Here is an 11,853-nt window from a genome sequence, read left to right as displayed (position 1 = left end):
GCCGTCCGCGTCCAGCGTTCAAGCCACGACCGTGACCATGGGATCGGCTGCATCGAACGCTGCTTTTCGATCGGCTTCCGGCGGATAAATCCACTCGGTGCAGATCTGGCGCTTGAGCGCTTTCGCTTCGTTGCCGACGAGCTTGATCTGCCTGTCCCATCCCTCCGTAAAAACGGCGCCCCAGGGCCCGAGTTCGAGGCAGGTCACATACACCGGTTGTCGATAAGGCAAAAGCTCGCCGCCAATCAGATCAGCCGCCACATTGTGGCCTGCGAAGCGGCCCATGTTCATTGCGTGCTGGCACGACATGAGCGCGTGGTTGCCGGCGTCGTCGGTTGCCGCGAAGGCGACGTCGCCTGCAGCGAAAATATCGTCCTCGCCGGTCACGCGCAAGCTTGCGTCCACGTGCAGGCGACCAAGCCGGTCGCGTTCGGCATTGAACTGTTTTGTAAGCGCATTGGCGCGCATGCCGGCGGTCCAGATGACCGTCTTCGCGTTGATGCGTTCGCCGTTCGAGGTAACGATGCCGTCTGTATCGATACTCTTTACCGCAACGTTCAAGCGCACTTCAATGTCGAGTTCGGACAGCGCCTGTTCGATAACCGGCCGCGGTCCCATGCCAAGATCCGGACCTATGGCGTCGGCCTGCTCGATCACGATCACCTTGACCGCGGTGTGCTCGCCCAGAATCGAGCGCAGGCGTGCAGGCAGTTCGGCTGCGATCTCGATGCCGGTAAACCCGCCGCCCACCACGACCACGGTATTGCGCGCGGGTGTGTCGGGTTGACTTGCGAGAGCGTCAAGATGTGCTTCGAGACGCGCGGCGTCGCTGATCTGATCGATGCTGAATGCAGCCGAATCGAGGCCTGGAACCGGCGGCCGAAATAGCGCGCTGCCGCTGGCCAGTACGAGCTTGTCATATCGCACCGTAAAGGCCTTGCCGTCCGTGCCGACGGCTTCCACTTCGTGATCCCTGGCGCGAATATCGCGCACGCTGCCTTCAATAAAGCGAATTCCTGTTGCATGAAAAAGCGGCAACAAAGGCGCTTTCAAGCTAAGCGGATTTTCCTCGTGAAGGCGCGGTCGCATATGCAGCGACGGCTCGGGCGCGATCAGGGCCACTTCGATTTGCTCGCCGTGTGTGCGAGCAGCGTCGAGCAAACGCGCTGCGCCGAGTGCGCTCCACATGCCGGCGAAACCGGCGCCTACAACCAGGATTCTCTTGCGGTTATCAGTCATTTCCAAAAATTCCGTTTGTTGATCGTGTTTTCGCTGTCGGTTCTTGATGCGATAACTACGACTTTACGAGGCGGAGATAAATTGTGCAAGCGCCATGGCGTCGCACATGCATTCAGACTTTGCTTGCTGCTATATGGAGAAAAGACCTACAAAATGTGGCAAAAAAATACATTTTCAGATCAAAAAAATCGTCGTTGCCTGACGCCACGTCAACGAATAGAATGTCGCAACTAGGATTTAATGTGTCGGAGATAGGATGAGCCACATCAGTTCAGGCGTCGAATACGCGCTGCATTGCCTGTTGTACCTGACTGATGCGCCCGCCGGCGTGAGCGAGGCAAGCGTGCGGGATCTCGCGGAACTGCAGGGGTTATCGGTGGATTACGTTGCCAAGCTGTTCACCAAGCTTCATAAGGCTGGCTTGACCGTGGCGACCGAGGGCGCGCGCGGGGGATTCACGCTCGCCCGGGCCGCCGAGCGCATTACGGTTCTGGACGTGGTGCAGGCAGTCGATGGGCCGAAGGCCCTATTCGATTGCCGCGAGATTCGCGCGCGCTGCGCAATTTTCGGCGATACCGCGCCCAAGTGGGCGACAAGCGGCATGTGTTCCATTCATGCCGTCATGCTCGAGGCTGAAAAGCGCATGCACGAAGTGCTGGAAGCACAGACGCTGGCGGATCTGGCGGCGCGCACGGTGGCGAAAGCGCCGCGCACGTATCACGCGGAGATCGTCAACTGGATCGACAATCGCGCGGCCAATCGCTAAGCGAACGGATCATCTCGCGCTTCAAAGGCGCAGACGTTAATCGGAGAATCCGTTTTCAAACGTCTTGCGCAAATAGGATACAAACGCCGTCACGGCGCGCGGCACGTGTGATGCATAGGGGCGAACCACGTAAAGCTGCTCGGCGAATACGCCCGTGGGCTGCCAGTCCGGCAACAGCCGTACGAGTTGCCCGGCACGCAGCGCGGCCTGAGCGCTGAAATCGGGGACCAATGCAATGCCGAGATCATCGAGAGCGGCATCGCGCAAGGTCTCGCTATTGTTCGCCGAGAATGGCCCGTTGAGCGGCACGGTGACACGTCCCGCCGCCTTGCGCCCGGTCGTGCGTTCGAATGTCCATGCTGGCGCGTCCTGCGCGCGCGGGTAGAACAGGCAGTCGTGCGAGGCCAGCTCGTGCGGCGTGGAAGGTGTGCCGCGACGCTTCAAATAAGCGCGTGTCGCCACGATCACGGATCGCGTCTTGCAAAGCGTCCACGCAACATGTGTTTCGGGTGCGACGGCGCTATGGCGGATGGCGAGATCGAAACCCTCGCTCGCAAGCGAACTGATCCGGTCCGATACCTCCAGTTGCACCCGCACCTCCGGGTTTGCCCTTAGGAAAGCCGATAAATGCGGCACGAGTTGCTGTCGCGCGAAGGCAACCGGCGCGGTGACGCGCAATTCACCGCGCGCAATTCCCGCCGAATCGCGAACGCCCGCAAAGCTCTGCGCAATATCCTCATACTGCCCGCGCGTCTGCTCGACCAGCCTTTGTCCCGCCTCCGTCAACCGCACGCTGCGCGTGGTGCGCTGCACCAGCGACACACCGGCGGCGCGTTCCAGTTCAACTATCCTTTGACTCATGGCGGCCTTGCTCACGCCAAGCCGCGTGGCGGCGCGCGTATAGCTGCCTTGCTGCGCGAGGATCGTCAGCCAGTAAAGGTGTGTCCAGAGAGACTCGACTCGTTGCGTTTCCATATACCCATTGTTCACCATAGAAAACAATCATTTCAATCATAACGTCTTTGCAGGCATGCTCCGGGTTCTTACACTCAACAGACTTTCTACTCAATCAGGTGCCTCATCATGCAAAGCTTCAGCGATCGCGCGGACGTCGGCCATTTCATTCAGGGCCGCCGTGTACCCGGAACGGGCGCGCGTACCCAGCCGATTTTCAACCCCGCGACGGGCGCGGAAGCACGCACGCTGCATCTGGGCGACGTAGCAGACGTCGATGCCGCCGTTGCAGCCGCAAAGAAAGCGTTCGCCGGATGGAGTGAAACGCCGCCTATCCGCCGTGCGCGCGTGATGCTGCGTTTCCTTGAACTGATGAACAAGCATCGCGATGAACTCGCCGCAATCATTACCGCCGAACACGGCAAGGTGTTCAGCGACGCGCAAGGCGAGGTGTCGCGCGGTATCGATGTGATTGAATTCGCTTGCGGCATTCCTCAGCTTCTGAAGGGCGATTTCACGGAACAGGTCTCCACCGGTATCGATAACTGGACAACGCGTCAGGCGCTTGGCGTGGTCGCCGGCATCACGCCGTTCAACTTTCCGTGCATGGTGCCATGCTGGATGTTCCCGGTCGCGATTGCAGCGGGCAATTGCTTCGTGCTGAAGCCGAGCGAACGCGATCCGTCGGCATCGCTTTTCATGGCGGGTTTGTTGCAGGAAGCGGGCTTGCCCGATGGCGTATTCAGCGTGGTGCAGGGCGACAAGGTCGTGGTCGACGCGCTGCTCGTGCATCCCGATGTGAAGGCCATCAGCTTCGTGGGTTCTACGCCGATTGCGAACTATATCTATCAGACCGGCGCGCAGCACGGCAAGCGCGTGCAGGCGCTTGGCGGCGCGAAGAATCACATGGTCGTGATGCCGGATGCCGATCTGGATCAGGCGATCGATGCATTGGTCGGCGCGGGTTATGGCTCGGCGGGTGAGCGTTGCATGGCGATTTCTGTCGCGGTGCTGGTGGGCGATGTCGCCGACAAACTGATTCCGCGGCTTGCAGAACGCGCCCGGTCGCTGATCGTGAAGAATGGCATGGAAGCCGATGCCGAGATGGGGCCAATCGTCACGCGCCAGGCGCTGGAACGCATTGAAGGGTATATCGCACTGGGTGTGGAAGAGGGTGCAACGCTTGTTGTCGATGGGCGTGGGTTGAAAGTGCCCGGGCATGAGGAAGGGTTCTTTACCGGCGGTACGCTATTCGATAACGTGACGCCCGATATGCGTATCTATAAGGAAGAGATTTTCGGGCCGGTGCTGGCTTGCGTTCGGGTGAAGGACTTTACCGAAGCGGTTGACCTGATCAATGCGCATGAGTTTGGGAATGGCGTCGCATGCTATACGCGCGATGGGCACGTTGCGCGTGAGTTCGGACGCAGGATCGAAGTCGGGATGGTCGGGATTAATGTGCCTATTCCTGTGCCTATGGCATGGCACGGGTTTGGTGGATGGAAACGCAGCCTTTTTGGCGATATGCACGCCTATGGCGAGGAAGGGGTGCGGTTTTATACACGGCAGAAGTCGATCATGCAGCGGTGGCCGGAATCTACCGAGAAAGGGGCGGAGTTTGCCATGCCGGTTAGTAAGTAGGGGGTGAGGTCGTTTTTAGCCCCTTGGGCGGGGGTCGCGCAGGGTTGCTGTTTTTTGCGCCCGCGCGCGACTCCTGTTCGGTGGTCCTTTTTAGCACTGTTAGCCACTGTCCGTGGCGGGACTTCATTTCTTTTTCCAACGGCGAAAAAGAAACGAAGGGCGCTTTCACACTCCAAGTGCAACAGCGGGGTCAATGACAATGCCGTGCTTGGCGCAGTTTTCAATAAAGACCTCACCAGGCGTGCGCCACTGGAGCGTTTTTCGAGGGCGGGTGTTCATGTTCAGCGCGATCGCATCGAGTTGTCGCTGCGAGAATACCGATAGATCGGTCGCCTTGGGTAGAAACTGGCGCAGCAGCCCATTGATGTTTTCGCAGATACCGCGTTGCCACGGACTGTGTGGATCGCAGAAGTAGATCTTGATGCCCGTCGCCTCAGCCAGCTTTTTGTGTAACGCCATTTCTTTGCCCTGGTCGTAGGTCAGGGTTTGACGCAGTCCCTGATCGAGCGGCGCGAACGCGGCACTGTAGGCTTCCAGCGCTGCCTGCGCCGTACTGCCATCGATCTTGACCAGCATCACAAACAACGTGCTGCGATCCACCAGCGTACCCACTGCCGAACGGTTAGCCAGGCCTTTGATCAGATCTCCTTCCCAGTGACCCGGGATGAGCCGGTCGTTGGCTTCGGGAGGGCGTACGTGAATACTGAGCATGTCGGAGAGCTTGCCGCGCCGGTCCTGTCCTCGCGTGCGCGGCCTGCGTGCGCCACGTCCCTGTCGCAACAGGCTGACGAGTTCCCGGCGCAACTCGCCTCGGGGCGCGGCGTAAATGGCTCGGTAAATGGTTTCATGCGAAGCGTTCAAAGCAGGCTCATCAGGGTGGGCAAGTTTGAGTGCGGCTGAGATCTGCTCGGGTGAGTGACACTTTTGCAGATACTGCCGCACTTCGGGCCACAACGCGCCGTCAACGTGCAGTTTGCGCTCGTAACGCGGTTTGCGGCGAAGCCGTCCCGCGCGTCGACCAGCACGGATCGCGCAGTAAGCGCCCGCGATCGCAGGCCGTCCTCTGTCGCCGCGCTCTTCATCGGACTTCCAGCCATTGCGCTTGAGTTCGCGGCTGATCGTACTTGGCGAACGTCGGAGCGCACGCGCGATCGCGCGCGTGCTTTCGTTGGCAAGTTTCATGGCAAATATTGAGCCACGCTCCTCAGCGCTGAGATGTTCATAGCTTTGTCCCATGCAACATATCCTATTTCAAAGGTGTTGCACTTGTACCTTGAAAACGCCAAGCAAAGAAAACGCCTCTCAACCGCCAATTCTTAAGTGTCCCGAGCGTGCAGTTACATCGGTTTGGGACTTCAAAAGAACCCTCGACGCCATAACCAACAACACCTGAAACCCTCCCCCTCCGTATCCCTACATCCACACGCTTCGCCACCAGCGCTCTCGGGCAAGTTCACGCTCACGCATCTATCACTACGGTCGACTCCTTTCCTTTACCCGCTTTCGCTGGAATCGCGCTGCAAAGCAGCGCCATTCCAGCCTCGGCCTCTCCCTCGCACGGCACGGGGTAGGTTATATCGCCCGAAATAATGCGCGTGGAACACGTGCCGCATACCCCCGACCGGCAATTCGACGCCACCTCCACGCCATTCGCTTCCGCCAATTCAAGCAAACTTCCATCCTCCGGAGACCACTGCACCGTTTTTTGCGACCGCTTGAAAACAACCTTCGCCAAACGCTCAGGCACAATCGGCATCAGGTTTATAAGCCCCTTATCTCGCTTGACGCTGGCAGGACCAAACGCCTCAAAACGAATACGGTCATCAGCTACGTTGAGCCCCCGCAAGCCGCCATACAAATCCTGCATGAACGCCGCCGGGCCGCAAAGATAAAAGTCATAATCACCAAACGGCAATACGCTCCTCAAATACGCAATGTCCACACGCCCCGCCGTAGAAGCGTTCACCGCCCGACTCTCCCTAAGATGAATCGAAACACGCGGAAATGCTTTCGTTGCGGCGTGAAGTTCATCAGCGAACGGGTGCTCATTCACGTCACGCGCGCCATGAATAAAGTAAATATGCTCAAGCCCCGAGCGTTCATTTGGGTCGCCAACTATGCTTTTAAGCATCGCGATCATCGGCGTAATGCCTATGCCCGCAGAGACAAGGACTATCGGACGTGTGTTCGTGCGGTCGAGAACGAATGCGCCACTTGGCGCCTTGGCCTCTAAAAATGCACCCGCTTTAACGTGCTCGTGCAGCCATGTCGACGCAACGCCCTCTCGCTTGACCGTGATCCGGTAACGCCGCGCATCGTAGGCATCGGATAGCGTATAGGTCCTCGTGACCGGTCCCGCATGGCCCGGAATGTCCAGGCGGATCGGCAAGAACTGACCGGGCTCGTAGGGAGGAAGAGGCATGTCATCGGCCGGTTCAAAATAAAACGACTTGATGCCAGGCGCTTCTTCTCGAACTTCGGATACCTTAAGCTTCCGCCATGCGCTCGGCGTCTTCGTCCAGCTTCCCGTTTTGACTAACTGCGGCGCATATTGAACGTCCGACCAGCGCAACGGCAAAGCGCGCCGAGTACGCCTGACCTCGCGCACTCGCCAGCGGATCAGACGCTCGGCGCCATCGAAGGATTCAAGTTCCTTCCCTTCCCAAATGATCTCTGCATCCACGGCCAGATACAGCAAATCACCACTGACGAAGTCGATCACCAGCAAGCCCGCACGCGGATCGCGCAGCAAGTTGCCAATGGTGTTGAAGAATAGGTTGCCGCTGAAATCCGGCGTGGTAAGCGTGCGGTTATCGTCGATACGAATAAACCCCGGCTTGCCACCGCGATGCGAGACGTCCGCGCCACGCCCATATCCCGCATCCTTTGATGTATCAGCGCTAGCAATAAAAAATGTGTCCGCACTGGAGATCAATTGGCGATCCGCATCGCTCAAATGATCGGATATGACAGGCGCTTCATCGTCACGTGCTTGCGTGTCGAAATCCATGGGCGATGGCGTCCGGCTTTGAATGTACTTCGCACAGTTGCCGTAACTTTGGCTGACGGCTACGGTAATCGCATGTTCATCGATAGCCGTCACAACTCCGTTCACGCGATTACGCCTGCGCGTTGCAGGCTGAATGCCAAGGCCACCTAACAGGGAACCCACTTTCCACGTGCCCGCAAGCGGATCACCATTGAGGCTGCGGCCTGCAATGCGCAACGTGTGTTCATCGGGCGTGGACACAAACCCCGGTTCGCCGATACGCAACGTAGCCCACGGTTGCCCCGCTGTGTCCACACCACCAAGCACCATGAATGGCTGCTCCGAAAAAAATATCCGATGCTGCTCCGGCATGTAATCGCGAATCCCGCGACGCGCATTGACATCCATGCGCTCACGCACGCCGACCCGCTCCTGCGCCGCGAGCTCTCCCGCATGAAAAGGCGATTCAGCAATGCTCCAGCCTGCGGGCGGAACCGCGACGAGCGTATCGGACATGAGCGTTCACCGGTTGTTGGTCGAAGCCGAAACGTTAGGCAGACTCAGCGAGCAAGCCGGCCTTCGTTACAGGCATCGGCAGAAAGCGCGGTAATGCTTCCACGCGCTTTAACCACGCGCGCAAGTTGGGATAAGGATCGAGCGATATGCCACCTTCGGGCGCATGCGCAATGTAGGAGTACGCGGCAATATCCGCAATCGTCGGTGCGTGTCCAACAGCGAACGGCTTGTCACGGAACTCGGTTTCGATGATCGCAAAAAGATCTTCCGCAATGCGGATTGCCCCTGCATGGTCGCGCGGCGCGCCGAACACGGTCACGAGCCGCGCGGCACACGGACCGTATGCAATCTTGCCCGCCGCGAGCGACAACCAGCGCTGGACGGCAGCGGCATTGACGGGATCTTCCGGCAACCACGACGCATCGCCGTACTTGCGTGCAAGGTATACAAGGATTGCATTCGAATCCGTCAGGACAATATCGCCGTCTTCGATCACCGGCACTTCGCCGAACGGATTGAGTGCGAGATGCGCGGGCTTGCGGTTGTCGCCGGCTTTCATGTCGAGTTCGATTGTCGTGAACGGCAGGTCCAGCAGCGTCAGGAAAAGCTTCACACGATGACCATGTCCGGAGAGCAAGGTGGTGTGCAGACGGATCGGCTGGTTTGGCAGGGGTTTGTTGGTGGCGGGCATTATCGGGTTCCGGCACAGTTGAGGAAGTGAACGAATGCTTCCAGCATAGTGCGCCCCGAATAATCCTGAAAGATGGATAATCGCGGTAACACAATCCTCTTAAAGTGGACAATCGACATGACCAACCTGAGCGGAGTGAACCTCAACCGGCTGGCAGTTTTTGCGGCCGTTGTCGAAGCCGGATCGCTGACCGCCGCCGCGGACCGCCTGGGAATCGCGAAGACCATGGTCAGCACGCACATGCAGCGGCTCGAAGCGGAACTCGGCGCCACCCTGCTCGTGCGAACCACGCGCCGCGTTACCGTGACTGAGGCGGGACGCGCGTTCTACACGGCCTGCCGGCATATCCTGAGCACGGCGGATGACGCGATCTCGGCGCTCGCTCAAGGGTCGGGCGAATTGCGCGGAACGCTGCGCGTGGCAACGCCGATCGACTACGGCGCAAGCGTCATCGCGCCAATGCTGGTCGCCTTGCGGCAAACCCATCCGGAACTGAAAGTCGAACTGGTATCGGCGGACAGGTTGGTCGACCTGGTTGCGGAAGGCGTGGATGTCGCCATCCGCCTTGGGCGGCTCGCGGACTCGAGTTATCGCGCGGTGAAGATTGGCGGCTTCGTGAAGTGGCTGGTCGCGAGTCCCGGTTTTATCGATACATGGGGCAAGCCCGCCAAGGCCGAAGCGTTCGCCAAGCTTCCGTTCGTGGCCATGTCGGCGTTGACGAAACCGCTGGTGGTATCGGTGGAAAGCAAACGCGGCGCCAAACGCACGATCCGCTTCAACGCAGGCTTTTTCGCCGATACCGCGCCCACCTGCCGCGCCGCGACCCTCGCGGGCGGCGGCGTGGCGTTTCTCACGGACTTTTCAATCGGCGACGATGTTGCGGCAGGACGGCTCGTGCGCTTGCTGCCGGAATGGTCGGGGCCGCCGACGGGGATTCATGCGGTGTTTCCGTCGGCACGGTATCCGGTGCCGATGGTGCGCGTTTTCATCGACGCGCTGAAGGCACATCTTGAACGTGACGTTGTATAGTCGCGAGCAGGTTCACCACACCACAGGAGCTTCGCCATGCCGTCCTCGCCGCGCCGCGCGCTGATCGTCATAGATGTGCAGAATGAATATGTCACCGGCAACCTGCTGATTGAATATCCGGACGTCGATGTGTCGCTTGCAAATATAGGCCGCGCAATCGACGCCGCGAACCGCCACAACGTACCTGTGGTGCTGATCCAGAATATCGCTCCCGAAACGTCGCCATTGTTCGCGCGCGGATCAGTCGGCGCCGCGCTGCATGACGTGGTGAGTTCACGGCCGCATGCGCAGGTGATCGAGAAGGCGCTGCCCAGCGCGTTCGCCGGAACGGGGCTGGGCGACTGGTTGAAGGCGCACGAAATCGACACGCTCGTGATCGCCGGCTACATGACGCACAACTGCGATGATTCCACCGTGAAGCACGCGGTCCACGCGGGCATGTCGGTTGAGTTTCTCGTCGATGCCACCGGTTCCGTGCCCTATGAAAACCGCGCGGGTCATGCGAGCGCCGAAGAGATCCACCGCGTGTTCACTGTCGTGATGCAATCGCGGTTTGCCGCGGTGCTTTCCACCGACGAATGGATCGATGTGCTCGAAGGCGGCGCCGCACCGGTACGCGACAACATCTACGCGTCGAACCAGAGGGCGCGTGCTCGCGGTTAGCGTCTATTTGTTTGCAGGCCCGGCGCCGATCTGCCAGAGGTACACCGGCTCCTTCTGATTGATGGACCAGTCTCCCACGAGTTTCGACTTGTAGATGACCGGGTTATGCGAGGAGACCGCACGCGCATTGCGCCAGTGCCGGTCGAGCGCCTTGCCGCCTCCAATAGCCGATGCGCCGAGCGCATCGAATAAATGCGTGCAAGCGCGCAATGCAAGTTCTGTCGCGACAATCTGACCTTTCGCCGATTCTATTTCTGCTTCAATGTTAAAGCGCTTCTCGGCTTCGGCATCATCCGCGAAATGTGCTTCATATGCGCGCTGCGCCGGCTCGGTCGCGCGCAGCGCAATCGCTTCGGTGGCGTAGGCCCATGCCGCGATCTCACCAACGACCTGCTGGATCTGCACGTCCTGGCTGACATGGGGCGCGTTGCCGTGGCTGTAGATGCGCTTTCTCGCGCGCACTTCGGCGGCGGCGTCAAGTTCGGCTGCACGGGCAATCCCGGCCAGCGTCGCCAGATGGAAGAGCTGATAAAAGGCGGTCTGATATTTGAAGCGGCGCGAGAAGTCGACTATGTGCGCATGCTCGACCTCGGCATTGTTGAATACGGTCGTGCCGCTGCCGGTGGTGCGCTGGCCGAAACCGTCCCAGTCATCGCTCAATGTGACGCCTGGTTGTTGCGTGGCGACTGCGGCAATGACGTCGCTGCCGTCTTCGGCGCGTTGCGCATAGACGTCGATCCAGTCCGCGAAGATACTGCCCGTGCTGTAGTATTTTTCGCCGTTCACGACCCACCGGCCATCACGCCTGGACACCTGCGTCTTTATGCTGCCAAGCGCAACGTCGCCTGCTTCCGTCCATGCATTGCCGAACAGATCGCCTTCGACAAAACGTTTGAACCACCGGTCCCGCTCTGGACTCGCGGGCGCATTGACGACATCTTCCACGAACGCGAAGTGTCCACGCAACGCCTGCGGCAGGTTCGAGTCGGCGGTGCCGAGTTCGATCAACAAGCGGAACAACTGCTTGATCGACACGCCCGCGCCTCCGTGCGAGACCGGCACGCGCAATGCACCAAAGCCGGCTTGCTTGAGTTCGGCGATTTGTTCGCGCGGCAGTGTCCTGAGCTGGTCGCGTGCGACCGCACTCTCGGCAATACAGGCGAAGATTGGCCTGAAGCGGCGCGCGACATTGTCGTAATCGGCTCCAACCGATAACGTGCCAGGCGGCAATTGAGTCATGTCGTCGAATCCTTTCTGAGGTTCAAGGAGCGGGTGTGGCTAACGCTTTGGCGCACACGTATGGATTCGAAAATCTAGCTGATCGCTTGCCGTGCCGTTAGATCGTTTTGCGGTTTGCATATCGGC

Annotated in this window: 10 protein-coding genes; 4 read left to right on the top strand and 6 right to left on the bottom strand. The window is 59.5% G+C overall.

The window, feature by feature from the left end; all coding sequences use genetic code 11:
- Positions 1–18 precede the first annotated feature (18 nt).
- A complete protein-coding gene (locus tag ACRWA7_RS00605) occupies positions 19–1,239 on the bottom strand; it encodes an NAD(P)/FAD-dependent oxidoreductase (RefSeq protein ID WP_438390624.1) in 1,221 nt (406 codons plus the stop codon).
- 256 nt (positions 1,240–1,495) lie between these two features.
- Between ACRWA7_RS00605 and ACRWA7_RS00600 the strand changes: the two genes are divergently transcribed.
- Positions 1,496–2,005 (top strand): RrF2 family transcriptional regulator, encoded by a 510-nt coding sequence (locus ACRWA7_RS00600; RefSeq protein ID WP_060858775.1) that lies wholly within the window; start codon positions 1,496–1,498, stop codon positions 2,003–2,005.
- 36 nt (positions 2,006–2,041) lie between these two features.
- On the opposite strand, the gene ACRWA7_RS00595 is transcribed toward ACRWA7_RS00600, so the two are convergent.
- Entirely contained in the window at positions 2,042–2,980 is a 939-nt protein-coding gene (locus ACRWA7_RS00595) for a LysR family transcriptional regulator (protein ID WP_438390623.1), read from the bottom strand.
- A 108-nt stretch (positions 2,981–3,088) separates the two neighbouring features.
- Here ACRWA7_RS00595 and ACRWA7_RS00590 point away from each other — a divergent pair, with 108 nt between their 5' ends.
- Positions 3,089–4,600 (top strand): CoA-acylating methylmalonate-semialdehyde dehydrogenase, encoded by a 1,512-nt coding sequence (locus ACRWA7_RS00590; protein ID WP_060858776.1) that lies wholly within the window; start codon positions 3,089–3,091, stop codon positions 4,598–4,600.
- A 165-nt stretch (positions 4,601–4,765) separates the two neighbouring features.
- Here ACRWA7_RS00590 and ACRWA7_RS00585 read toward each other — a convergent pair whose 3' ends face one another.
- From ACRWA7_RS00585 to ACRWA7_RS00575, 3 genes are all read right to left on the bottom strand, one after another.
- On the bottom strand, positions 4,766–5,836 hold the full coding sequence (locus tag ACRWA7_RS00585) for an IS30 family transposase (RefSeq protein WP_438390622.1): 1,071 nt from the start codon (positions 5,834–5,836) through the stop codon (positions 4,766–4,768).
- Between the two features lie 223 nt (positions 5,837–6,059).
- The gene (locus ACRWA7_RS00580) at positions 6,060–8,105 is read right to left on the bottom strand and encodes a 2Fe-2S iron-sulfur cluster-binding protein (RefSeq protein ID WP_438390621.1); all 2,046 of its coding nucleotides are present in this window, start codon (positions 8,103–8,105) and stop codon (positions 6,060–6,062) included.
- Positions 8,106–8,139: 34 nt separating this feature from the next.
- On the bottom strand, positions 8,140–8,796 hold the full coding sequence (locus ACRWA7_RS00575; RefSeq protein ID WP_438390620.1) for a glutathione S-transferase family protein: 657 nt from the start codon (positions 8,794–8,796) through the stop codon (positions 8,140–8,142).
- 117 nt (positions 8,797–8,913) lie between these two features.
- On the opposite strand from ACRWA7_RS00575, the gene ACRWA7_RS00570 reads away from it, so the two are divergent.
- Together ACRWA7_RS00570 and ACRWA7_RS00565 are read left to right on the top strand one after the other, a co-directional pair.
- Positions 8,914–9,825: a LysR family transcriptional regulator gene (locus ACRWA7_RS00570; protein ID WP_438390619.1), complete on the top strand. Its 912-nt coding sequence runs from the start codon at positions 8,914–8,916 to the stop codon at positions 9,823–9,825.
- Positions 9,826–9,861: 36 nt separating this feature from the next.
- Positions 9,862–10,488: a cysteine hydrolase family protein gene (locus ACRWA7_RS00565; RefSeq protein WP_438390618.1), complete on the top strand. Its 627-nt coding sequence runs from the start codon at positions 9,862–9,864 to the stop codon at positions 10,486–10,488.
- 3 nt (positions 10,489–10,491) lie between these two features.
- Here the strand turns inward: ACRWA7_RS00565 and ACRWA7_RS00560 are convergent, their stop codons facing one another.
- Complete coding sequence (locus tag ACRWA7_RS00560) at positions 10,492–11,727, bottom strand: acyl-CoA dehydrogenase family protein (protein WP_438390617.1); 1,236 nt, start codon at positions 11,725–11,727, stop codon at positions 10,492–10,494.
- Positions 11,728–11,853 lie beyond the last annotated feature (126 nt).

It is taken from the genome of Caballeronia sp. DA-9, from assembly GCF_051615025.1.
GTDB lineage: Bacteria > Pseudomonadota > Gammaproteobacteria > Burkholderiales > Burkholderiaceae > Caballeronia > Caballeronia sordidicola.
Note: the sequence above shows the minus strand (reverse complement) of the source record. Positions and strands in the feature narration are given on the sequence as shown.

Bases quoted from the DNA above. Each gene is read 5' to 3' on its own strand.
- ACRWA7_RS00605 (WP_438390624.1), bottom strand. From the start codon at position 1,239: ATGACTGATAACCGCAAGAGAATCCTGGTTGTAGGCGCCGGTTTCGCC.
- ACRWA7_RS00575 (WP_438390620.1), bottom strand. From the start codon at position 8,796: ATGCCCGCCACCAACAAACCCCTGCCAAACCAGCCGATCCGTCTGCAC.
- ACRWA7_RS00570 (WP_438390619.1), top strand. From the start codon at position 8,914: ATGACCAACCTGAGCGGAGTGAACCTCAACCGGCTGGCAGTTTTTGCG.
- ACRWA7_RS00590 (WP_060858776.1), top strand. From the start codon at position 3,089: ATGCAAAGCTTCAGCGATCGCGCGGACGTCGGCCATTTCATTCAGGGC.
- ACRWA7_RS00595 (WP_438390623.1), bottom strand. From the start codon at position 2,980: ATGGAAACGCAACGAGTCGAGTCTCTCTGGACACACCTTTACTGGCTG.
- ACRWA7_RS00565 (WP_438390618.1), top strand. From the start codon at position 9,862: ATGCCGTCCTCGCCGCGCCGCGCGCTGATCGTCATAGATGTGCAGAAT.
- ACRWA7_RS00600 (WP_060858775.1), top strand. From the start codon at position 1,496: ATGAGCCACATCAGTTCAGGCGTCGAATACGCGCTGCATTGCCTGTTG.
- ACRWA7_RS00560 (WP_438390617.1), bottom strand. From the start codon at position 11,727: ATGACTCAATTGCCGCCTGGCACGTTATCGGTTGGAGCCGATTACGAC.
- ACRWA7_RS00580 (WP_438390621.1), bottom strand. From the start codon at position 8,105: ATGTCCGATACGCTCGTCGCGGTTCCGCCCGCAGGCTGGAGCATTGCT.
- ACRWA7_RS00585 (WP_438390622.1), bottom strand. From the start codon at position 5,836: ATGGGACAAAGCTATGAACATCTCAGCGCTGAGGAGCGTGGCTCAATA.